Here is a 22,009-nt window from a genome sequence, read left to right as displayed (position 1 = left end):
ACGTAGGAATTCAATACCGGATAGCCAATTTGCGATTGAACACCCGGAGACGCCCAATTAGGTGATAACGGTCCAGCCGTCAAAATAATCTGCAAGGATATTGAGCTTCAACGCCGCGGGAGGGGGCGCGTTGTCGTTTCGGGGTCGTCGCCTGCAGTTGGGGCTATCTGCCGTCGTGGTCGCTGCGGCAGCGTTCAACGCGCTTGCCCTGTGGGGACTGGCGACGGCGCAACGCGTGCAGTTTGTCCTCGAAGCAGCGCTGTGTGTTGGCGCGTTACTCGTCGGGCTCGTCGTTGTGGCCCGGGTATCCGGCCTGTCACGATGGTGGCGACTATCCCTTCTGGCAGCGATAGCCACCTTTCTGGCCGCGGAATCTCTCGCGCTGCTGGCCGGCGGCACCCGCCCCGGCGGAACCGCACCAGAGCCTGCCGTCGTCGGCTACTTTGTCGCCGGCCTCTTGTTCTGCGTGGCGATGCTGCTCCTCGTGCGGGCCGGCCGCTATTACGACGTCCCCACCCAAGTACGCGGGTGGCCGGCGGTCATCACGACCATTCTCGACGGACTGGTGAGCACGCTGGCGTTTTGCCACCTGGTGTACGTAGCCCGCTTGGGCGCCGAGCACGGCGCCGCGCTGCCTCGCTCAACGGACACCGGGGTCGTCTGGGGGATCGCCGGTGTCGAGCTCGTCACGGTGGTGGGCGCGGTTCTCCTCGCGATGTGGTATCCGCCGTACCGGCCGGGCCGGGCGAACTACATGCTGCTCGCGGCCGCGGTGATCACACTCGCCTCTTCGGACAGGCTGCTCGCCTACCTTCGCAGCGTCGGTGTCGCCGCACTGGATCTGTGGGTCGGGATCGGATTCGTGATGGCCCCGCTGTTGGTCGCGTGGTCCTTGCTCGTCCTACCTCCGAGGCCCCGCCCTCACGACGACGAACAGACCACGAACTGGGCACGGCTCACCCTGCCCTATGTGGGCTTCATGGGCAGCACCGCCCTGCTCACATTTCAAGTGCTGGTCGGACGGGGGATCGACGCACTGTTCGCCAGTACCTATTTGGCGATGGCGTTGCTCGTCGCGACCCGCTACGTGGTGGCGATGCAGGTGCAGCGGATGCTGACCGCACAGCTTGTTGACGCCAAACGCCGGCTGGCCTATCAGGCTCACCACGACGCACTGACCGGGCTACCCAATCGATTGCTGTTGGCCGAGAGGCTGGACGAAGCGATCCGCGATGGCCCGTTCGTGTTGATCTTCGTCGACATCGACGACTTCAAAGAAGTCAATGACCGGTTCGGGCACGCGGCCGGCGACGAGTTGCTGTGCGCGATCAGCGCGCGCCTACAAAATTGCCTCGGCCCGCCCGACACGCTGGCCCGCATCGGGGGAGACGAGTTCGCCATCCTCACTCCCAGCGCTGTCGACGCACCGGAAATGATCGCCGACCAGCTCCGGGTCGCTCTTCGAAGTCCGTTCTCGGTGCATGGGACTTCGGTGCGGGTGCGAGCAAGCATGGGACTGGTCAGCCCCGGTTACGACGACGGTGCGCCAACCTCCGACGATCTGCTCAGGCAAGCCGACATCTCGATGTACACCGGAAAGCGGCTGGGCAAGGACACGGCCGTGGTGTACCGCCCGGCGTTCACCGTTTCCGAGGATTTTACGACAGCGCTGCGCCAAGCGAATGGCGCTGTCCCGCAAGGCTTTCAGCTCAAGTATCAGCCCGTGGTGGCTCTCCCAGACGGCAGGCCGGTCGCGGTGGAGGCACTTGCCCGCTGGACGGCGCCGAGCGGGATACAGATTCCTCCCCAAACCTTCGTCTCGCTGGCTGAAGCCAACGGCATGGGAGCCCAACTCGATGCCCTGGTGCTCGATCAGGCGTGCGCGCAGATCCAAGCCGCGGGCCTCGAACTGGACGTTCACGTCAACATCGGTGCCGCGCGGCTCGGCAGCCTTGATTTCGAACGTGCCGTCAGCCGCACTCTCGCGCGGCACGGGCTATCGCCGCATCGACTCGTCTTGGAGATCACCGAGACGGTCCCCATTGTCGATCTCGCCGATGGAGCTGCCGCTATCAGACGTTTGAACGAACTAGGCATCCGACTGGCGTTGGACGATTTCGGCACCGGGTACAACTCCCTGACCTACCTGCATGAGCTGCCCGTGCAAATCGTCAAGCTCGACCGTGGCCTCGCGGCGGGCGTCGAACCGGAACGAAACCTCACGCTTTACCGGTCGGTCATCGGCTTGTGCGAAGCGCTGGGACTCAAGGTGATCGCCGAAGGGATCGAAACCGCCGAGCAGGCGGACACGGTGTTCATGGCCGGATGCGGATTGGCACAAGGCTATTTGTTCGGGGCCGCATCCGCGCTCGCCGATCTCGCCATATCTTCCACTAGACGCTGAATACTGTTGCTGCACAACAGGAAATGCCGAATGCCTGCGGGGAAATTTCTGAGGCTGGTGAACAGACGCTAAACCCATTGCTAAACAACGGGATAGGGATAGAACCGGAGTCGGACGTGGGGAGCGGAATCGGAGTGGAATCTAACGAAAGCTTTCTCAGCTACACCGCCGATTAATCGCTCTGCTGACAATAGAACTCGGGCTGCAGTCACGCCGGCAAATCAATACGGTTCCACCGCGGGCCGGATTACCATGTCGCTATGGGCGCCGAGGGCCAGGGTGCGCACCCAGCGAGCGACGGACCGGCTGATTCCATGGAGTTGGTTCGAACTCTCTTGGGCCTGTTGCGGCGTCGCCTAGGGCTTGATACGGCGTGGATCGCGTCGTTTTACCAAGGCATGCAAGTATTCGAGGTGATTGACGGCGACGCCGACGCCCTGGGGGTCTCGCCCGGCGACCGATCATCGTTGTCTGGGTCCTATAGCGTCCGCGTGATGGATGGGCGGCTGCCCGCCGTCATCCCGGACACGTCTGCCGATAAAACTGCCTCCGTTCTGCCCAGGACGCACAAATTGGGGCTGGGCGCTTATGTCGGCGTGCCCCTGCTCGGCCCGAATGGCTCTACGGTCGGAATGGTGGGTGCGGTGAGCCGAGAGGCGAAGCCGCATCTTGTCGATGTCGACTTACGAATTGTCAACAAAATGGCCGACCTCATCGGCGCCTTGATGGAATTGCCGGTGGACTCGACGAAAATCCGCGCCGAGCAGCGCGAGGGGATCCGCCGAGTGGTGGCCGAACGCGATTTCGAGGTCATCTTCCAAGCGGTTCACGATGTCTCGACTGGCAAGGTTGTCGGCGTCGAAGCGCTCGCGCGCTTCCCGTGCGAACCATTTCGCCCCGATCTCGTTTTCGGTCAGGCGGCCCTGTTGGGCTTGGATATCGAGTTGGAGACCGCGGTCATCGCACGCGTCCTATCGCTGCTGCCGCAGCTGCCCAAGGATGGGTTCGTAGCGGTGAACATCTCTCCATCGGCGGCGCTGCTGACGCCGTGGACCGAGCTGCTCGCCGAGGTCGACCCGTCACGTCTCGTGCTCGAAATCACCGAGCACGATGCGGTCGAGAACTACGACGCTCTCGACGAGGTGCTCGAAGCATGCCGGGCACGCGGTATGCGGGTGGCGGTCGACGACGTGGGTGCCGGCTTCTCCTCGTTCTCGCACGTGCTGGAGTTAGCACCAGAATTCATCAAGATCGATCAGTCCATCACTCGCAACATCGATGCCGACGACGCGCGGCGTCGACTGGCTCAATCCATTGCCGAATTCGCGGGGCAGATCGGCGCGACCGTTATCGCCGAGGGTGTGGAGAGCCAGGGCGAACTGGACGCCATAAGTGCTGCCGGCATCCCCTGGGCGCAGGGCTACCACCTCAGCAGGCCCCAGTCCCACACGCACGGCTTTGCGGCCTGCGGGGCCGTCGCCGAACCGGTCGATCAGTCCTTCGCTGTTTTCGACCTGCTCGGAGAACGACGGTTCGAGCTGGCACTGACGCATTCACCCATCGGCATGGCCGTCGTGGGCCTCGACGGCTCGTTCCAGCGCACCAACCGGGCGCTGCGGACAATACTCGGCTACAGCCGAAAGGCACTGGCAGGCCTTACCTTCCAGGAGATCACCCATCCCGAGGACCTGGATGCCGACCTGGCTCTGCTCGCCGAGTGCCTCGCGGGGCGCCGCCGCAGTTACCGCATAGACAAGCGCTACGTCGCCGCCGATGGACGCATCGTGTGGTGCGATCTCACCGCCGTGCTGGTGCAAGGCCATCGCAACCAGCCTCGTTGCTTCGTCTCACAAATCCTCGACGTCACCGCGGATCGCATGCGAGAGGCCGACTTGGCTCGCCAAGCCACCACCGACACCCTGACGAAGATTGCCAACCGCTCCGCTGCCTGGAGCCAGCTCGAGCAACTCGACGCGGCCGACAAGGGCTACGGCATCCTGTTCTGCGACATCGAGCAATTCAAGTCCATCAACGATCGATGCGGCCACCGAGCTGGCGACGAACTGTTGATTGAGGTCGCGGACCGCCTACTCGCGGCCATCGCAGATGATGACCTCGTCGCCCGCTGGGGCGGCGACGAATTCCTGGTTATCACCAACGCCATTGACGATCGCGCGCTCACGCTCCTCACCGACCGAATAACAGACCGGGTGCAACGGACACCGATCACGCTCGCCGACGGTACGGCGATCCCTATCGTTCTCACGATCGGCTCCGCAGCACACCGACCGGGAGACGGCCGATCTATAGATGCTGTCCTAGAGCACGCCGATCAGGCCATGTACGAGCAACGGCGTAGCCAAACCGCTGTCTTTCGCCTCGCAGCCGGTCAACCCGATCCGCACACTTGATGATGTAATCCTGCTGTGGGACAGCATCTTTAGCGGCAATGATTGGAGCGGCGTCAGTGATATCAATGTATTGTCCTGCGCTGCAACATAATTGACGCTACAACGGAATTCAACGGCGGTATCCCTCCTTCTTGATTTATGCGCGGCGCCGACGTCGCAACCGTTGCTGGTGTGCCGTACCGGCGGTGGACTATTGTGTTGCTGAACTGCAGCTGTCGGGAGGTTTCGTGGAAGGGACCCCGTTCGGCCGGTACCGCCTAATCACGTTGCTCGGCAGAGGCGGCATGGGGGAGGTCTGGCGAGCCTATGACACCGTCACCGATCGGATAGTCGCGCTGAAAGTACTCCCGGCGCATTTTGCTGCTGACAGGACGTTTCAGCAGCGATTCCGTCGCGAGGCCCACGCAGCGGCACGATTGAACAACCCCCACGTGGTGCCGATCCACACCTACGGCGAGATCGACGGGCGGCTATTCGTGGACATGCGGCTGATCGAGGGCCGTGACCTGGCAACCGTGCTGGCCTCCGCGACGATGTCGCCCGCCCGCGCGGTGCACATCGTCGAACAGGTGGCCCAGGCCGTTTATGCCGCGCACAAGATGGGATTGGTTCACCGAGATATCAAGCCCTCCAACATCTTGCTCGATGAACACGACTTTGCGTATCTGATCGATTTCGGGATCGCGCGCGTGGTGGGTGAGACCGGTCTGACCGGGACGGACGCGGTGGTCGGCACGCTGCGCTACATGGCGCCGGAGCGCTTCAAAGTCGGTCAGGCCGATGCACGCTCGGACATCTACGCGCTTGCCTGCGTGCTCTATGAGTGCTTGACGGGAGGCGCGCCATTTCCGGGTGACAGCATCGAGCAACAAGTCGCCGGGCACCTGTCGACCCCGCCGCCGCGACCATCCGACTCCGGCGCGCCGCTGGCGTTCGATGCGGTCATCGCGACTGGCATGGCCAAGGACCCTGAGCAGCGCTACGCCACCCCGATGGATATGGCACGCGCCGCCCGCGATGCGATCACGGTGCCATTACGCGTGCCGGACCCGAATGTGCAGTCGCACACCGTCACTGCGCCCGCACGCACCCAGGAGGCCTCCTGGCCGAGCGAGCCAACGCAGCCCGTGCAGAAACCATCGCACCGCGATCCGTCGCAGCCCATGGTGGGGAACCGCAAACGCGCCAAACGGCCATGGGCGGTCGCCGCGGTGATTGCGGTGCTGGTGGTCTCGGGCAGCGCGAGCGTATACCTCCTGCGCGCACACACATCGAGAACCGGATCTACGCAAACGACAACGGCCGGGCCGCCGCCGTCGGCGCCTAGCGGGGGAGGCGCGCCGAGTGCGGGAGGCACGCCGAGTGCGGGAGTGACGGCAGTGCCGAGTGGTCCGCCCACAATCGCCGCCTCGATACGGGTGGGAAACGGCGCCTTCGGCGTCGCGGTCGACTCCGCCGGACACAGCGTCTATGTCGCGAACACCGGTGCCAACACCGTCTCGGTGGTCGATACCGCCAGCCGCACGGTCACTGCCACCATCGCGGTGGGACGCCACCCGGTGGGTGTTGCCGTGGATCCGTCGACCCGAACCGTCTACGTCACAAACTTCGATGACTCCTCGGTGTCGGTCATCGACACCGCCAACGGTTCGGTTGTCGCCCGAATAGGCGTCGGGAGCCATCCGGGCGGGGTAGTGGTCGACCCGGATGCCCCGATCGCCTATGTCACTAACGGTGATAGCGCATCGGTTTCGGTCATCGACGCGACAACGCATACCGTGATTGCGACGGTGCCGACCGGAAAAGGTCCAAGCCGGGTCGCCATCGATCGAACCGCGCACCGCTTGTTAGTCACCACGACCGATCCAACGGTGACGGTCATCGACACCACGAACCGATCCGTCATCGGTTCAGTCGCGCTTCGCGTCCACCCAGCCGGTATCGCCGTCGATTCGGCATCGCATACCGCTTATATCGCCAGCGGCGATGATGCATCGGTGTCCTTCGTCGACACCATCAGCCTCGGCGTCACCGCGAGTGTGCCCGTCGGGCAACGCCCCGCGGGTGTAGCGGTGGACCCGCCGACAAACACCGCGTACGTTGCCAACTACAGCGGCGGGTCTGTATCCGTGGTCGACACCACGCGGCGCATCGTCACCGGAATCCTTGCCGTCGGCAACAATCCGCTCGCCATAGCCGTCGACCCAACCACGCACTTCGCCTACGTCACCAGCGATCTGAATCACGGCTCGCTGACAGTGATTCAACGCTGACGTCGGGGGCCGATGCGCACTCGGCTGTTTCATCAGTTCTCAACTGGGGCTTAGGTTCTGGGAGTCAGGCCACCGTGTTGGATATAGGGTCACGCCGTCCAGGGAGATGTGGCAACACGTCCTGCCTAATCGCTCGCCATCTTTAAGACCAGCTTGTGTCCGGGTGCGAGGCTGTCCAGTCTTCTGTGAGCCTCGACTACGTCTGAGAACGGCAACGCACTAACGACCGGACCGCGCAGACTGCCGTCGATGACCCGGTCCAGTTCGTCCTGCAGGATTCGTCGGTACTTGGCCGGCTGCAGCGCGACCAGCAGCGGCACCGAGCACAGGCGTTCACGCGGAGATGCAAATGTTCGTGCCAGCACCGCAGCGCCTCCCAGCGCCGCATCCCTACGGCCATGTCCGGGCCGTCCGCTCCACGCGGTGCGCACCACCGTGCCCCCCGGCAAGGTCACAGCCCGCACCAATGGACTGCCGGTGTGGTCGATACTGGCGTCGATTCCGCCGACGGCGAGATTCTGCACCAGCGCAGGCCAGTTCGGATCGCGGTAGTCCGCGACGGTAGCGCCGAGCGACTCGGCAGTAGCACGGGTGCGTTCCGACGCGGTACCGACAACTCGCAGCCCCTTCGCGGTCGCGCGCTGGGTGACAATACTGCCGACCGAGCCGGAAACTCCTTGTACGAAAAGAGTTCCCCCGCGAGGGGGAGCGGCGAGTTCGAGTGCCAGTGCGGCGGTAACGAGATCGAGCGGCAGCGCGGCAGCGCTCGTCGAGTCGAGCGCATCGGGCAGCGGTATCACGCGGTCAGCGGGGACATCCAGCTGCGTTGCATTGCTCCCCATCCGCGCCAGACATCCGACCACCCGCATACCCACGTCGAGTCCGCGACGAGCCGCGGCAGCGTTGACGTGTACGAGCACACCGACAAAGTCGTAGCCCGGGACGAAGCCCGATCGGGGCTGCAAGAGGTAATTCCCCGCACGCGCCATCGCGTCGGTCGACCCGACCGACGCGTGCGTCACGCGCACCCGCACCTTTCCGCGTCGGGGCCTACCCGGTGTGAACGTTTCGAAGCGAAGCACCTCAGGCCCGCCGAAGTGGCTGACCCGTGCTCGGACCGCATGCGGCTCAGTCACTGTGCCATCCCCACGGAAGCGGGGGAGACCGCGATCGGCCCGTTCATGTCTGTCATTACGCCTGCTATCGTCTTCCGTAAGCCTTACGAAACCGTAAGCCATACGGGAGTTGCGGTCAAGACCATGACGGATCAAGCGCGTCGCCGCTGGGGCAGCCTCAGCAGGGAGGCGGTCGTCGACGGCGCACTGGAACTCGTCGACACCGAGGGCCTCGAGGCACTCAGCATGCCCCGACTAGCCCGACACCTGGGGACTGGCGTGATGACCCTCTACGGCCACGTCACCAACAAAGCCGACCTCATCGATGCGATGGCTGAGCGGGTGCTGGCCGATTTGGACACCGTCGAAGGCCGGCCTGACGAGTGGGATCGCGCCCTGGCCGAGCACATGCGCCGCCTCCGGCAGGTGGTGCTTCGCCACCCGTCCCTGGGGGCGGTGCTCGCCGCCCGCGGCCTCGCGACGCCCTCTGTGTTGCGCGACCTGGAAGCCGGTCTCGGGCTGCTGCGATCGGCAGGCTTCGACCCACGGGTGGCGGTGCACATCTATTACGGATTGCTGACGTACACACTGGGTTTCCTGGCCTGGGAGATCCCGCGGGTGCACCGCCAACCCGAGGCCACATATCGCGAACAGTGGCAGAGTGCCCTCGCCGGCCTCCCGGCCGCCGAGTATCCCGCCCTTCACGAACTGGCCGACGAACTCCCTGACGCCGCCAGCGAGAACCAGTTCGAGGCCGGCCTATGCGCTCTCCTGCGCGGTTTCACAACACATGATTGACGACCTGTGTATCCGCAGAGCTACGGCTGCGATCATGCTTCTTGTTGCTAGCACGCAAGCCACGGCATGCGGGCATCGGCTCTCATCCAATACGGCTACCTCCGTCACCTCAACCACGATGCCCAGCAATGACGTTGCGGCGCAAAGGGACTCATTGACGTTGGCCGGCAGAGCTTTTCCGCTGCACGACGTCCAATGTCGCGGCATGAGCGGCGCGGTGCTCGTTACCGCTAAAACGCAGTCCGGTGAAAGTGTCATCGTCGACGCCGCGGGCGGCAAGCTCGAAACTCTGGACTTCACCGTCGATGGTATCGGCTACTTCTGGGAGCCGACATCGACTGGAGGAGCACCGACCCCAGTGCTGACGCAAGACGGTGACAATTACACGGTGACCGGCAAGATCAAACAGCTTCACGACTACACCAAACTCAGTGATTTCACGTTCAGAGCGACCTGCCCGCATTGAGCAAGGCCGGAAACCCCATAAGCCGTTGCAGCGCAGAATGTTTGACAATATAGCGCAACGTACTGGCAATCCGTCACGTTCGTAATGTCCCCTGCAGGGGGAGTGCCTTAGCTCCGCGGATGGCTGCGATGCCCCTCTCTTCCTCGTCGCCTATGACCGCGCTGTAAGTTCGTTCGGAGCTACCAGGACCTCGATGCCGCACGCAAGGAGTCAGCCGCACCTTGACCCACACCACTGGAAGGGGCTCGAGGAAGCCGATGAGGACGATCGCATACCGCCAAGCGGCAGTCGTCAGCCTGACCGCCGCGTTGATCACTGTCGGCTGCAGCAATGGCAAGAGCGTCAACGCGTCGGCACCGCCGCAGACCAGTGTGAACGCCACCTCCACGTCTAAGGCCCCAACGCAGCCCACCGAGGTGAAGCTCATCGGTGATGGTGGCGTCGAGGTGACTCTGACCGGCCCGATCGCCGCCAAGTACGCGTCGGCGACCGAGAGTCAGAGGCAGGCTCTCGGCAAGCCACTGACGGGTGACCGCAACGCCGGCACACGGCCGAGTGGCCTGGTATTCCAGCAATTCCAGGGCGGCGTGATCACCGCCAAGAATGACCGGGCCGGCGCGCCCGCGTACATCACCACGGGCAAGATCCGGGAGGCTTGGAATGTCCCACGTGACCCGGACGGCACGCCCGCGATCACCGGCAGTAACGGGTCGGCAGGTCCGCTGGGTTTACCCATGAGCGACGTGAACACCGTTGGTGATCTGCAAGTGTCGAACTTCGAGCACGGCAAGATCGAGTACAACCCAACGACCGGTCAGGTCGAGGTGACGGTAAACGGCAAGGTCGTAGCGTCCGGGCTCTAACTCGATCACTGCCGGCCGCAGCACCTATCGCACATCGCCACTTGGACGACCCGCATGAAGGTTCCACTGGCCACAGTCGGGAGCCAGGACGTCGTTGACGTCGACTTCGAGCCCGCCGACCTTCGGCCCGGGATTGGACGCGGTGCTCACGACGCGCTGGTAGAGAACAGCGGCGGGGTGGACCTGATTGCCGGACCAGGCTCGAGTTTGCCAGGCCCACCGGCGGCCGGGTGTGCTCGAAGACCCGATAACACCATCGGCCGCGGCCCACTGGCACACCTTGACGCCTCCGTAGACACCGGTGCGTTGAACTCCAAGAACCGAGTTGATTCCGCGAAACCATTGCAGCGCAGCGTGATTCCAGGTGTCGCGATCGATGTCCTCGTCAATGGTGAAGAAAATCGGCGCACTCTCGCCGCCGCCTGCCGCGGTGTGCAGCTGCCAGGCGGTGCGCGCGTCCGCGACGCCGCCCGCGTAGCCCCGCGCGAAGTCCGAAGGTGCCGACCCACCCGGCTTGCCGTATTGGTAGTTACTGACGATCACCAGGCCCGCGGCTTTTAGTGAGTCGGCGTAGGACCGAGTGATCGGCTTGGCGCCAAACGACGAGCCGGGACGTGACAACGAAACATAGTTGACCACTCCGCTATAGCCGGCAGCCCGGATTTGCTCGGCCGGAATCTGGCGCGCGGCAAAGTCGATCAGTTGGGGGGGAGCGACGGCGGCTGCCGTGGGGATGCCGGCTACTGATGCGGCACCCAGGCCGGCCAACGCGGCGGCGTAGCGCAGCGCGTCGCGCCGCGAAACTGTTCGCAGTCGCACATCGCTGGCCGGCGGGGGCAAACTCTGCATCGCGCGATGCTAACGATGTGACTGGTGTTATCGATAGACCTGCGCCAGCCGAAACGCGGTTGCATTCCCAAATAGATACCAATTGGTGACCGTTCGGCAATGACCTCGCAGGCCCGCGCGAAATAACCCGGCCCGCAAGAAGATTGATTCCTCGGCCTTCTCCGACTTATTCCACGATCGCCCGCGCCGCCCGCTCGGCGATGAGCATCACCGGCGCGTTGGTGTTGCCGGAAATGATGGTGGGCATAGCCGAGGCATCGACCACGCGAAGGCCGGCGACGCGATACACGCGACAGTCGGTATCGAGCACTGTGGCGGCCGACCGCGGATGGCCTTGTGCGTCAAAGGCTCCCATCGCACAGGTGCCCACCGGATGAAAAATAGTTGTTCCGAGTTCCCCGGCCGCCTCCTGCAGCTCTTCGTCACTCACCAGTTGCGGGCCGGGAAGCAACTCTTGGGGGCGGTAGCGGGCCAGCGCTGGCGCCGCCATGATCTGCCGGGTCATCCGCAGGCCGATCGCGGCAGTTCGGCGATCGGCGTCAGTAGACAGGTAATTGCAAGAAATCTTCGGGTTGGTCAGGGGATCTGCGTTCGCCATGCGCACATGGCCACGCGAGCTGGGTCGCAAATTGCAGACCGAGGGAGTGATCGCTCCGAACGGGTGCAGGGGTTCGCCGAATTTCGGCAAAGACAAGGGCTGCACATGCCATTCCAAATCGGCACTGCCTAGCGCGGGGTCGCTCTTGGCGAAAGCCCCCAGGGTGGAGGGCGGCATCGTCATTGGCCCCGATCGCAACAGCAGGTACTGAAGTCCCATGCCAGCCCTGGTGATCCAATTCCGGTACAGCGTGTTGACGGTAGGGGCACCCCGGACCCGGTAGATCGTTCGAATCTGCAGGTGGTCCTGGAGATTTTCGCCCACTCCTGGCAGATCGACGGCCACCGGCACTTGATGCCGGGCGAGCAGGCCCGCCGGGCCCAGACCCGAAACTTGCATCAGATGCGGCGAACCGATAGCCCCGGCGCTCAGGATGACCTCCCGGCGGGCTCGGACGTCGACGATTTGGCCACCTTTGAGCAACCGCAGGCCGGTGACGCGTTGCTGCGCCGTGGTCCAGGCACCGCGACGCTGATCCGCGTGGACCTCGTCGTCCATCAGAAGCCGCAAGGCCTGCGTCCGTGTGTAGACGGTGAGATTGGGTCGGTGGGCGATTGGATGCAAGAAAGCATCAGCCATTGACCAGCGGCGGCCGCGCCGCTGGTTGACATGAAAGTACGCACTGCCGGCGTTGACTCCCCGGTTGAACTCATCGACCGGGGAGATACCCACCTGGGCAGCGGCGGCCTGCCAGGCGTTCAAGATCTTCCAGCTCACACGCGGCCGCTCGACGCGGATCTCACCGCCGGCGCCGTGCCACTCGTCGGCGCCACCGAAGTAGTTTTCCAACTCTTTGTAGATCGCCAACGTCTCGCCTGGGCGGTCCACGCCACCCCAAAGCCATCTCTCGTCACCGGTAGCCTGCGCCCACAGGTCGTAATCGCTGGCCTGTCCGCGCATGTGGATCATCGCGTTGATGGACGAGCAGCCGCCGATCACACGGCCGCGCGCGTAGTGGATGCTGCGGCCGGCCAGGCCTGGGTCGGGCTCGGTCGTGAAGCACCAATCGGTGCGGGGGTTGGCGATTGTGTACAGATAGCCAACCGGCACCTTGATCCAGAACCAGTCATCTGTGCCGCCTGCCTCAATGAGGAGGACACGGCGATCGGGGTTGGCGCTGAGTCGATTGGCGAGCAGGCACCCCGCGCTGCCTGCTCCCACGATGATGTAGTCGAATTCGGCGACCGGGCTCATTCTGGTATCGGTCCTTCGGGCGTCGGAAGCGTGTCCTAGTGTGCGCGAACTAGTGTGCGCGAAGACCGGCTCAGTTTGGTTCGATTCGAGAGTCTTTATGTCGTTGCTTGCGGGGCGCGGCTAGGTCGGCGACCAACATAGTTCTCGCTGTGCCAACGCAATCGACAAATTATCGGAATGCATGGGCCCAAGACGGGCCGCCGGATCGGAGAGTGTCCTACGGGGAACGGGCGGGCAGTTAGACGGTGATGTGCTCGGAGCAGTCGACTCGCAGGTCCGAGATCGTCATTGCTGTGTCGTAGAACTTGCAGCGGTAGCTGCGCGTATCGGTCTGGGTTGTTTCCAGTTGGACGCAGGTGCTGCACGCACGGATGACGGGAAGCATCTGCGCGTCATGGAGTTTGGCCATGACGAGAAGGAGCGTGTCGAGCAGCTGTTCGGCTTCGGCACGGTCCAGTTTGGATGTCGCAATTTCTGCAGGCGCGGTCCAGCGTGCGAGCTCGGCCGCGGTTTTGCGGCCGGCCGGGGTGAGGGCGAGGTCGTGACGTCGGCGGTCATTGGGGTCTGGGGTGCGCACTACCAAGCCTTTGCGGATCAGTGCGGCGACGGCGTCGCTGACGGTGGGATCGGCGACGTTGAGTTCGCGGGCCAGCGTCGTGCTACGGGCTACCGGCGGCGGGCCGACGTAAAGCCAACTGAGTACCCGCATTTGGGTGCTCGACAGATCGTGGCTTTCGGCGGCCCGCCTCGCCAGCACGTGCAGAGCGTCGCCGATCCGGTCGAGTGCGGCGACGATCTTGGAGTCCAGACTTCGATGGCGTGCGCCTTCGGACTTCAGAGCACGACCTCGTTCAGTTTGCCGGTAGCGACGTCAAAGATGAAGCCGCGCAACGATTCGTGCTTGGTGACGAATGGGCTGGCCTCGATACGCCGGAGGGATTGACGCACGTCTTCTTCTAGGTCGGAGAAGGATTCGGCGGCCCATTCGGGTTTGATCCCGGTTTCGTCCTGGATGGTCTTCTTGAAATCGTCGTCAGTGAACGTGAGCATCCCGCAGTCGGTGTGGTGGATGAGGATGATTTCCTTGGTGCCCAACAGACGCTGGCTGATCGCAAGTGACCGGATCTCGTCATTGGTGATCACCCCGCCGGCGTTGCGGATGACGTGCGCCTCACCATCGCCGAGTCCCAGAATGCGGTAGACGTCGAGGCGGGCATCCATGCAGGCCACCACCGCCACGTGCTTGCTCGGCGGCAACGGCAAGGGGCCTTCGAAGGTGCTCGCGTATGTGGCGTTGTTGGCCACGTATTCGTCGGTGACTGTCACTGTGATCTCTTCCTTCCTACGTGTTTGCTGTCGTGGCGGTGTCGCTTCGGAGCGTAATAGCGGGCCCGCGCATGGCCCGACGTTGCGAATCACCGTGATCCTAACGGTTAGGAGTCCTTGACATTTATTGCATTATGTTCTCGTTCGCGTCATCAACGCAGCTCAACGCAGCTCAACGCAGCTCAGATCGCAGCTCACGCCCGACCAAGGACGACATATGCCCAAACTTGCCCGCAGCGACTGGTATGACCTGGCTCGCGACACCAACTGGACGTTTCGCTACGTGACCGAGGAGGAGGTGTTTCCCGAGGAGCTATCGGGCACGCACCGGGTGTCCTCGGAGGCCTGGCTCAAGTGGGACGAACCCTACAAAGTCGGATACCGCGAATATGTACACAATCAGGTCACCAAGGACACCACGACGTACTCACTGAAGAACGCCATCGGTCGCTCGAAGCTGTTCGAGCAGCTAGACCCCGGCTGGAAGTCGGTCATCGTGGCGCATTACGGCGCCATCACGATGCCCGAATACCTAGCCTCGATCGGTGAAGCGCGGATGGGCCGGTTCGGCCGTTCGGCGGCTTGGCGCAACACCGCGACCTTCGGCACCCTCGATGAGGTCCGCCACGGCCAGATCCAGGCGTTCTTCCCCTACGGCTTACTCGACAAAGAACCGCGAGGTGATTGGGCGCTCAAGGCTTTTCACACCAACAATTGGATCGTACTCGCGGTGCGCTATCTGTTCGACGACATGTTCGTCGCCAACGACGCATTGTCGATCGCGCTGCAGTTGACCTTCACCCTGGAGACCGGGTTCACGAATCTGCAGTTCCTCGGCATGGCCGCCGACGCCATCGACGTCGGCGACCTGGAGTTCGGCGCGCTGATCAGCTCGATCCAAACCGACGAGGCACGCCACGCCCAGCAGGGCGAGCCCACCATTAAGGTGCTCATCGACAACGGCGAGGCCGAGTGGGGACAGTTTCTCATCGACCACATGTTCTGGCGGTCCTGGCGCATCTTCGCTCTGCTGACCGGCCTGTCGATGGATTACTACACCCCGCTGGAGAGCCGGCGGATGAGCTTCAAGGAATTCATCGAGGACTGGGTGGTCAAGCAGTTCGCCGACCAGTTCCGCGACTACGGACTCGAATTTCCTTGGTACTGGGATGAATTCATCAACGAACTGACCTGGTATCACCATGCCATCCACTTGGGTGTGTGGTACTACCGGCCCACGGTGTGGTGGAACCCCGACGCCGGCGTCTCCGACGCCGAGCGACTGTGGCTGGAAGAGAAGTACCCCGGCTGGAACCGCGACTTCGGCAAGCAGTGGGACGTCATAACCGACAACATTCGCAATGGTGACATCGCCGCCACCTTGCCCGAGACCCTTCCGATCACCTGCAACCTGTGCCAGCTGCCGATCGTGCGCGCCGCCGGGGTGATCGTCGGCGCACACACCGATCCCGCTCCGCTGATACATGTGCACAACGACCGCAAGTACCTGTTCTGCTCAGAGCCGTGCCGGTGGATCTTCGCCCAGCGGCCCGACCGGTTCGCCGGCCACCAGTCTCTGATCGACCGCGTCCTGTCTGGCGAGATCAGCCCGCCCGATCTCGGCACCGTCTTGCAGTACTTCGGGCTCTCAGCCGAGGAGCAAGGCCAGGACGCCGACAACTACGGCTGGGCGCGCAACGGTGCGAGCACCGGATCGACCAACAGATCGAAGGACTGACAACCATGGCGCTGCTTCCCCTGACCGCGCTGTTCGAGGGCGACGTGCTCGAACTGCTCATCCCCGTCGATGACACCGACAGCGTCGAAGCCGTCAGCGCGGCGATCGCCCATCACGTGATCGGTCACCGCGTCGCCAAACGCGATGCCCCGATCCGGTTGCGTCACAACGGCAACGTGCTGGACCCGAACGCGCGAATCGGTGCATCCGGTGTCGGGCCACTGGACCACGTCGAGGCGTTCTATGACCAGCGCTAGCACCTGGACTCCGGTGGCCACCCTCGACGACCTCTGGGAGGGCGAGGTGGCCGAATTCGACGTGGGGGACCGGCCGATCCTGCTCGCCCACCTGCGCAGCGGAGAAATCCGCGCCTACGACGGCCTGTGCCCCCACGCCGGCTTCCCACTCGCCGACGGCGACGTCGAGAACGACGTCCTGACGTGCAGCGCCCACAGCTGGGTATTCAACCTCGCCACCGGCGCCGGGGTAAATCCGGCCAACTGCCGGCTGCACAGCCACCCGGTACGCATCGACGGTGACCAGATCACCGTATCGCTCACCGAAGGAGACGACCGATGACCGCCGCCGCCGAACAGGACAAACTCGTCGGACCCGTCGTACGCGGCTTCGACCCCGACATTGTCGCAGCGGTCACCGAAGCCATCTACACCGACAACCCCGACACCACCATCACCGTCGAGGACCACGCCGGCTACGTGCGCATCCACGCACCACGGTTCCTGCGCGTCACCCGCGCGAGTCTGGAAGCCGCTGCCGGACAAGCATTCCCGCTAGCCACCCTGGAACCGGCGCTCGTGGGTTTCGCTGGCCGGATCCGCTATGTCGGCGACGACGAACTGCACTGGTACCTGGACCGAGAGGACTGACCCATGACCACCGCACAACCTCGACCCCTCAAGACGTGGAGCATCGCCGGCAACACCCGACGCAAACCCACCGAATACGAAGCGGTTACGGGCAATTTCCACTATCACTTCAACCGCCAACCCGCCCCGTTCGACCTCGACCCAAACAGTGCCATCAACCGCTGGTACCTCAAACACCGTGAAGGCTCACCGCTGCAGGCCGAAAATTGGGAGGGCTTCCGTGATCCCGCCGCACTGAACTACCGCCGCTACATCGCACTGCAACACGACCGCGAGGTCTACGCCGAGGGTGTGGTCGACCACTACGAGGCACTCGATCACGCCGCCACCCTCGAGGCCGATTGGGTCGAGACCCTCAACCGCGTGTACATGCCGGCTCGCTACCTGCTCCACGTTCTACAGATCACCAGCCTCTACGTCGGTCAGCTAGCCCCCAGCGCCTACATCACCAACGCCGCGTTCTTCCAGGCCGCCGACGAACTACGGGCACTGCAGTGGATCGCCTACCGCGCCAAGTCGCTCTCGCTCATCCACGGCACTCAATTGGCCAATACCGAAGCGACACGGCGGATCTGGGAGACCGACGAGGCGTGGCAGCCCGCTCGCGAAACATTGGAGCGCCTGCTGCTGGCCTACGACTGGGGCGAGGCCTTCGTCGCGCTGAACCTCGTGGTCAAACCAGCACTCGACGCACTGCTCAAAGAAGCGTTCGTCGACCTAGCCAACCGCAACGGCGACGGCCTGACCGCCGCACTGTTGCAAGAATCCCGAGTCGACACCACCCGCAATCAAGCCTGGAACGTTGCACTCGCCCGCTACGCCCTGGCCGCTAACCCCGGCAACCGTGCCGTCATCGACGGCTGGATCGAAAAATGGCGTCCGCTGGCCGAACACGCCACGGACGGCCTCGCCGGCGCCCTACCCGATCCCGACGCGACCCGAGAGCGGGTTGCGCGCTCGGTCGCCGCACTGACCGCGCGGTGGGCCGGCTAAACACCCACACCACCCGGGGATACCTCTACCGTTCATCGCGCATCCGTGTGCGCGCCAACCGACGTCAACGATGGCGCATCTCGTCGCGATACCAATCCCAGAGATGAGTTTCGCCCTCGGGTGCAGTCTTATCCACATGGGCAAACTCATCTATGGCTTCAACGTGTCGGTGGACGGTTACATCGCCGATGCGCAAGGCAATATCGATTGGACCGATCCGAGCGAAGAACTGCACCAGTACTGGAACGACTTCGAGCGAGAGACCGCGTGCGCGTGCTACGGGCGCCGGCTCTACGAACTGATGTCCGCGTACTGGCCGACCGCCGACAAGGCCCCGGACGCCACCCCGACGATCGTCGACTTCGCCCACATCTGGCGCAACATGCCCAAGGTGGTGTTCTCGCGCACGTGTAAGTCCGTCGAGGGGAACTCCCGCCTGGAACGGGGCGACCCGGTCGAGGTGATAACGAAGCTGAAAGCCCAGACCGACGGCAGGCTGGAAGTGGGCGGGGCCACGCTGGCCGCACCGATCGTTCAGGCCGGTTTGGTGGACGAGTACCGGATCGTGATCGCGCCCACCGCCGTTGGCGGCGGCACCCCGTTCTTCCCAACACTGCCGTCATGGACCTCGCTGCGACTGTTGGAGAACCGCACCTTCCCGGGCGGCACGGTCCTGCTGAGGTACGAGGCCATCCACGACTGATCGCCCGTGTACTGGGACCGTTAGGGATCGTTACCGCAATCGTGATCTCGCACCCGTATCTTCGGATGTGCGAAAAGGCCGAAGCTTTCGGCCTTCCAATAACGCCTATCGGCGTCCGCGAGCCCGGGGGGCTGATATGACGACCGCAATCGCCGCGCACGACCTAATCGAGATAGACGCGGCCGACAGGCATGACGATGTCCTTCTGGCGGCCGCAAGAGTGAACGCAAAGGGCTGTCTAGGGGACGCCGTTGTCGAACTAAAGCCGCGCTGGCGACTCACGGAAGAAGAGATCGTGCGCGCGTCGATCACGGTGATTTTGGTGGCCCTTATGGCGGTGATTAGCGTCGCCGCGGTCGCGATCTTGACGATGGGCTAGCAGCGGCTACGGCTCGCGCGGCGAGCCCCGTCGGACGTGGTAGCGCCTTGCCGTATTCGATATTCGATTCCGCCGTATTCGTGTCGTTGGCGAAGTGTGGCGGAAGCCCTCACGACCGGCAAATGGTTAAAAGGGTTGAGTCATATGGTGATCCATCAGTGGCGAAAGCTCAGAACGGCGCGATGCTGAGGATGGCGATGGCCCCCAACCCGACGGCAATCAGCAGCAGGATCAGCCGACCGCGAGCCACCACCCGATACAAGGACACCGCGGCTATCAACGAGCCGCCCATTATCAGCGGTGGGCTGCCGCGGAAGAAACCGACCAGCAGATGCAGCTGATGACAGACCGTTGACTGGCACACGACCGCAACAATCCCACAAACTCGATGCGCCGTGTCGTCATCGTCCGCATGGGCAACCGGACAAGGGGGTCTCCGACAGTACCCGTACTACGGGGATCTCCTTGGCGTCTGGAAAACCGCCTACCTTGCTATGAGAGATGCCCGGCTTGAACAGAAGACAGAACACACCTTGCAATCCGTTGCCTTTGCCGCGGCCGCGGCCGCCAATCTTGTTGGGGGAGGCGGAGAACGCCGAACCCCACTGTTGGTGGCGCGTGCTACGTACTGCGAAGACGGCGATCTATCCGAAGTTCCGTCAGGTACTCGAGAAGACTGATCTCTTCCTCACCGACGCTCGGCACTAAGCGACCTTCGGCATTTCCCAGCTTGATGTTTGCCAATGGATGCGTGGTCCAAGCCACCAACGAGAAAGGTGACACGTGGTAAACAGCCAATTCACAACGCATACAGAGCTTTTCGACCTGAGCGGTAAGCACGGGCTGGTCACTGGTGGTACCAGGGGCATCGGGATGATGATCGCGCGCGGACTTCTCCAGGCGGGCGCCCGTCTGGTGATCAGCTCACGCAACGCAGAAGCGTGCGCTCACGCGCAGGATCAGCTGTCCGAATTCGGCGACGTGTTGGCTGTCCCCGCCGACCTGTCCCGGCACGAGGAGTGTGAGCGCCTCGCTGAGCTCGTCACGGCCGACTCGGGAAGTCTCGACATCCTCGTAAACAATGCGGGCGCGATGTGGGATGAGCCGTTGGAGACGTTCCCGGATGCTGCCTGGGACACGGTCATCGACCTCAATCTGAAATCGCCGTTTTGGCTAATGCAGGCGCTGCTACCGGCACTTCGCAACGCCGGAACCGCCGACGATCCCGCGCGGATAATCAACATCGGCAGCATCGCCGCCATCCACATTCCTGCGCGGCCCAACTATTCGTACTCCAGCAGTAAGGCCGCTCTGCATCAACTCACCAGAGTGCTCGCCAAGGAACTGGGCCCGCAGCACATCACCGTGAACGCGGTGGCGCCGGGACCGTTCCCGTCGACGATGATGGCGGAAACTCTCGAGGAGCTCGGGGAGGAGATCGCGGCGGCGGCCCCGCTGCGCCGGATCGGCCGCGCCGACGACATGGCAGGTGTCGCCGTGTTCCTGGCCAGCCGGGCGGGCGCCTATCTGACGGGCGCTGTCGTCCCCGTCGATGGAGGGATCGCCACGACCGCGTGAGACCGCCCGTCGGTTGTGGTGCGGCCTACGGTGGGTGAATGGATGTCACGCCAGATCTGCGTACCGAGATCCGGGAGTTTCTGCGGTCTCGTCGCGCCCGCATCGCGCCTGAGATGGCCGGCCTGCCTGCCTACGGTGGCAGACGCCGGGTCAAGGGTCTACGCCGAGAGGAGGTGGCGCTACTCGCCGGGGTCTCGGTCGAGTACTACGTGCGCATTGAGCGCGGCGGCCTGGCAGGCACGTCAGACGGTGTGCTCGACGCGCTGGCCACGGCCCTACAACTCGACGACGCGGAGCGCGATCACCTGTTCCATCTCGCACGCCAGTCCGGGGCGCCCGACGGTCGACGGCACCGCAGACCTACCGCGACGGTGCGTCCGGCGCTGCAGGAGGTGCTCGACGCCATGACGTGCGCACCGGCGTGTATCCGCAATGGACGCCACGATGTGCTCGCCATCAATCAGCTTGGGCGCGCATTGTATTCACCGGTGCTGGCCGACCCGCGGCGGCCGGCCAACACAATCCGGTTCGTGTATCTCCATCCGGCCGAGGCCAAGATGTTCTTTGTCGACTACGACCAGGCGACGCGAAATGCGGCCGCAGTGTTGCGCATGGAAATGGGCCGCAATCCGGACGACGAGGAGCTCATCGCCTTGGTGGGCGAATTATCGACGTGCAGTGAGCTATTCCGGCAGCAATGGGCATCTCAGGACGTGCGGCTGCACGGACACGGGAGCAAGCGTGTGAACCATCCGGTGGTGGGTCGGCTCGACCTAAATTTTGAGTCCATGGATCTGCCCACCGAGCCCGGCCTGCAGTTGAATGTCTACACCGCAACTGCCGGAGGACCGTCCGCCGAGAACCTGGCCCTGTTGGCGTCGTGGGCGAGCCAGGAGACGTTCGCGACTGAACCTCATGCCTGCGCCCAGGCCGGCAACCGTAAGTCCCTCCCTGCAACTTGACATAATGTCGCTTATCGGCATAAGCCGTATGCGGAGTTCGACCAGACCGTCGTCCAAGTCCCGACGCGCGCGCCACTTGAAGGAACTCCTCGACGGTCGGTTCGTGCGCGCGGTGTAATCGCCGACGGACGCCACGGCAAAGGACCGACCAAGGCTGGCGGGCTCGGTTCGACAACAGAGGTGACTCACGTGCGGCGGACGCCATACTCCGCAGTCCGGGTGCCCATCGCCCCTTCCCGCGCGATCACCCCCAAAACGTCACTGTGACGTATTGATCTGGGCGGCAGGGACTTTGGAGTACGTCACACAATCGGCGTTGTCCGTTCTCATTGATTCTGGGGCATTCTCATTGAATCTGGGGTAAGTGCGTGTCTTTCTCATTGAATCTGGGGCACGAGGCTTAGCGTTTATG

Annotated in this window: 21 protein-coding genes; 15 read left to right on the top strand and 6 right to left on the bottom strand. The window is 63.6% G+C overall.

Annotation, left to right across the window (positions count from 1 at the left end; genetic code table 11):
* Positions 1–100: 100 nt before the first annotated feature.
* From SKC41_RS17455 to SKC41_RS17445, 3 genes are all read left to right on the top strand, one after another.
* Positions 101–2,404, top strand: coding sequence for a putative bifunctional diguanylate cyclase/phosphodiesterase (locus SKC41_RS17455; protein WP_330978962.1), 2,304 nt, complete (start codon positions 101–103; stop codon positions 2,402–2,404).
* 260 nt (positions 2,405–2,664) lie between these two features.
* Positions 2,665–4,815, top strand: coding sequence for an EAL domain-containing protein (locus SKC41_RS17450; protein ID WP_330978961.1), 2,151 nt, complete (start codon positions 2,665–2,667; stop codon positions 4,813–4,815).
* Between the two features lie 227 nt (positions 4,816–5,042).
* Complete coding sequence (locus tag SKC41_RS17445) at positions 5,043–7,088, top strand: serine/threonine-protein kinase (protein ID WP_330978960.1); 2,046 nt, start codon at positions 5,043–5,045, stop codon at positions 7,086–7,088.
* 125 nt (positions 7,089–7,213) lie between these two features.
* On the opposite strand, the gene SKC41_RS17440 is transcribed toward SKC41_RS17445, so the two are convergent.
* Positions 7,214–8,326: a quinone oxidoreductase family protein gene (locus SKC41_RS17440; RefSeq protein WP_330978959.1), complete on the bottom strand. Its 1,113-nt coding sequence runs from the start codon at positions 8,324–8,326 to the stop codon at positions 7,214–7,216.
* Positions 8,327–8,347: 21 nt separating this feature from the next.
* Here SKC41_RS17440 and SKC41_RS17435 point away from each other — a divergent pair, with 21 nt between their 5' ends.
* From SKC41_RS17435 to SKC41_RS17425, 3 genes are all read left to right on the top strand, one after another.
* Positions 8,348–9,001, top strand: coding sequence for a TetR/AcrR family transcriptional regulator C-terminal domain-containing protein (locus SKC41_RS17435; RefSeq protein WP_330978958.1), 654 nt, complete (start codon positions 8,348–8,350; stop codon positions 8,999–9,001).
* Positions 8,994–9,467, top strand: coding sequence for a lipoprotein LpqH (locus SKC41_RS17430; protein ID WP_330978957.1), 474 nt, complete (start codon positions 8,994–8,996; stop codon positions 9,465–9,467). Before SKC41_RS17435 ends, SKC41_RS17430 begins: the two co-directional genes overlap by 8 nt.
* A 257-nt stretch (positions 9,468–9,724) precedes the next feature.
* Complete coding sequence (locus SKC41_RS17425) at positions 9,725–10,330, top strand: LGFP repeat-containing protein (RefSeq protein WP_330978956.1); 606 nt, start codon at positions 9,725–9,727, stop codon at positions 10,328–10,330.
* Positions 10,331–10,354: 24 nt separating this feature from the next.
* On the opposite strand, the gene SKC41_RS17420 is transcribed toward SKC41_RS17425, so the two are convergent.
* The 4 genes from SKC41_RS17420 to SKC41_RS17405 all read right to left on the bottom strand — a co-directional run bounded on the left by SKC41_RS17420 (position 10,355) and on the right by SKC41_RS17405 (position 14,357).
* A complete protein-coding gene (locus SKC41_RS17420; RefSeq protein WP_330978955.1) occupies positions 10,355–11,179 on the bottom strand; it encodes a DUF1906 domain-containing protein in 825 nt (274 codons plus the stop codon).
* Positions 11,180–11,345: 166 nt separating this feature from the next.
* On the bottom strand, positions 11,346–13,031 hold the full coding sequence (locus tag SKC41_RS17415; protein WP_330978954.1) for a GMC family oxidoreductase: 1,686 nt from the start codon (positions 13,029–13,031) through the stop codon (positions 11,346–11,348).
* A gap of 238 nt (positions 13,032–13,269) precedes the next feature.
* Complete coding sequence (locus SKC41_RS17410) at positions 13,270–13,788, bottom strand: MarR family winged helix-turn-helix transcriptional regulator (protein WP_330978953.1); 519 nt, start codon at positions 13,786–13,788, stop codon at positions 13,270–13,272.
* Positions 13,789–13,865: 77 nt separating this feature from the next.
* The gene (locus tag SKC41_RS17405) at positions 13,866–14,357 is read right to left on the bottom strand and encodes a beta-class carbonic anhydrase (RefSeq protein WP_330978952.1); all 492 of its coding nucleotides are present in this window, start codon (positions 14,355–14,357) and stop codon (positions 13,866–13,868) included.
* A gap of 217 nt (positions 14,358–14,574) precedes the next feature.
* On the opposite strand from SKC41_RS17405, the gene SKC41_RS17400 reads away from it, so the two are divergent.
* The 7 genes from SKC41_RS17400 (at position 14,575) to SKC41_RS17370 (ending at position 19,057) form a co-directional block, all read left to right on the top strand.
* Positions 14,575–16,095 (top strand): aromatic/alkene/methane monooxygenase hydroxylase/oxygenase subunit alpha, encoded by a 1,521-nt coding sequence (locus SKC41_RS17400; protein ID WP_330978951.1) that lies wholly within the window; start codon positions 14,575–14,577, stop codon positions 16,093–16,095.
* Between the two features lie 5 nt (positions 16,096–16,100).
* Positions 16,101–16,352, top strand: a complete 252-nt coding sequence (locus tag SKC41_RS17395; RefSeq protein ID WP_330978950.1) for a toluene-4-monooxygenase system B family protein — start codon at positions 16,101–16,103, stop codon at positions 16,350–16,352.
* Positions 16,339–16,674 carry a Rieske 2Fe-2S domain-containing protein gene (locus tag SKC41_RS17390; RefSeq protein ID WP_330978949.1) on the top strand — a complete coding sequence of 112 codons (336 nt, stop codon included), beginning with the start codon at positions 16,339–16,341 and terminating at the stop codon, positions 16,672–16,674. Before SKC41_RS17395 ends, SKC41_RS17390 begins: the two co-directional genes overlap by 14 nt.
* Entirely contained in the window at positions 16,671–16,982 is a 312-nt protein-coding gene (locus tag SKC41_RS17385; protein ID WP_330978948.1) for an MmoB/DmpM family protein, read from the top strand. Before SKC41_RS17390 ends, SKC41_RS17385 begins: the two co-directional genes overlap by 4 nt.
* 3 nt (positions 16,983–16,985) lie before the next feature.
* Positions 16,986–17,975: an aromatic/alkene monooxygenase hydroxylase subunit beta gene (locus tag SKC41_RS17380; RefSeq protein WP_330978947.1), complete on the top strand. Its 990-nt coding sequence runs from the start codon at positions 16,986–16,988 to the stop codon at positions 17,973–17,975.
* A gap of 136 nt (positions 17,976–18,111) precedes the next feature.
* Complete coding sequence (locus SKC41_RS17375) at positions 18,112–18,678, top strand: dihydrofolate reductase family protein (protein ID WP_330978946.1); 567 nt, start codon at positions 18,112–18,114, stop codon at positions 18,676–18,678.
* 136 nt (positions 18,679–18,814) lie between these two features.
* Complete coding sequence (locus tag SKC41_RS17370; RefSeq protein WP_330978945.1) at positions 18,815–19,057, top strand: hypothetical protein; 243 nt, start codon at positions 18,815–18,817, stop codon at positions 19,055–19,057.
* Positions 19,058–19,226: 169 nt separating this feature from the next.
* On the opposite strand, the gene SKC41_RS17365 is transcribed toward SKC41_RS17370, so the two are convergent.
* Positions 19,227–19,421, bottom strand: coding sequence for a hypothetical protein (locus tag SKC41_RS17365; RefSeq protein WP_330978944.1), 195 nt, complete (start codon positions 19,419–19,421; stop codon positions 19,227–19,229).
* A 419-nt stretch (positions 19,422–19,840) separates the two neighbouring features.
* Between SKC41_RS17365 and SKC41_RS17360 the strand changes: the two genes are divergently transcribed.
* Together SKC41_RS17360 and SKC41_RS17355 are read left to right on the top strand one after the other, a co-directional pair.
* On the top strand, positions 19,841–20,635 hold the full coding sequence (locus tag SKC41_RS17360; protein WP_330978943.1) for an SDR family oxidoreductase: 795 nt from the start codon (positions 19,841–19,843) through the stop codon (positions 20,633–20,635).
* A gap of 38 nt (positions 20,636–20,673) precedes the next feature.
* The gene (locus SKC41_RS17355; RefSeq protein ID WP_330978942.1) at positions 20,674–21,597 is read left to right on the top strand and encodes a helix-turn-helix transcriptional regulator; all 924 of its coding nucleotides are present in this window, start codon (positions 20,674–20,676) and stop codon (positions 21,595–21,597) included.
* Positions 21,598–22,009 lie beyond the last annotated feature (412 nt).

Origin of the sequence: Mycobacterium sp. 050128 (genome assembly GCF_036409155.1) — a bacterium.
Lineage (GTDB): Bacteria > Actinomycetota > Actinomycetes > Mycobacteriales > Mycobacteriaceae > Mycobacterium.
The sequence above is the reverse complement of the archived record's forward strand: the minus strand, read 5'-3'. Positions and strand labels throughout refer to the sequence as shown.

Coding starts and splice junctions, on each gene's coding strand:
- SKC41_RS17450 (WP_330978961.1), top strand. CDS start 2,665: ATGGGCGCCGAGGGCCAGGGTGCGCACCCAGCGAGCGACGGACCGGCT.
- SKC41_RS17440 (WP_330978959.1), bottom strand. CDS start 8,326: ATGGCTTACGGTTTCGTAAGGCTTACGGAAGACGATAGCAGGCGTAAT.
- SKC41_RS17435 (WP_330978958.1), top strand. CDS start 8,348: ATGACGGATCAAGCGCGTCGCCGCTGGGGCAGCCTCAGCAGGGAGGCG.
- SKC41_RS17430 (WP_330978957.1), top strand. CDS start 8,994: ATGATTGACGACCTGTGTATCCGCAGAGCTACGGCTGCGATCATGCTT.
- SKC41_RS17425 (WP_330978956.1), top strand. CDS start 9,725: ATGAGGACGATCGCATACCGCCAAGCGGCAGTCGTCAGCCTGACCGCC.
- SKC41_RS17420 (WP_330978955.1), bottom strand. CDS start 11,179: ATGCAGAGTTTGCCCCCGCCGGCCAGCGATGTGCGACTGCGAACAGTT.
- SKC41_RS17415 (WP_330978954.1), bottom strand. CDS start 13,031: ATGAGCCCGGTCGCCGAATTCGACTACATCATCGTGGGAGCAGGCAGC.
- SKC41_RS17400 (WP_330978951.1), top strand. CDS start 14,575: ATGCCCAAACTTGCCCGCAGCGACTGGTATGACCTGGCTCGCGACACC.
- SKC41_RS17395 (WP_330978950.1), top strand. CDS start 16,101: ATGGCGCTGCTTCCCCTGACCGCGCTGTTCGAGGGCGACGTGCTCGAA.
- SKC41_RS17390 (WP_330978949.1), top strand. CDS start 16,339: ATGACCAGCGCTAGCACCTGGACTCCGGTGGCCACCCTCGACGACCTC.
- SKC41_RS17385 (WP_330978948.1), top strand. CDS start 16,671: ATGACCGCCGCCGCCGAACAGGACAAACTCGTCGGACCCGTCGTACGC.
- SKC41_RS17380 (WP_330978947.1), top strand. CDS start 16,986: ATGACCACCGCACAACCTCGACCCCTCAAGACGTGGAGCATCGCCGGC.
- SKC41_RS17375 (WP_330978946.1), top strand. CDS start 18,112: ATGGGCAAACTCATCTATGGCTTCAACGTGTCGGTGGACGGTTACATC.
- SKC41_RS17370 (WP_330978945.1), top strand. CDS start 18,815: ATGACGACCGCAATCGCCGCGCACGACCTAATCGAGATAGACGCGGCC.
- SKC41_RS17355 (WP_330978942.1), top strand. CDS start 20,674: ATGGATGTCACGCCAGATCTGCGTACCGAGATCCGGGAGTTTCTGCGG.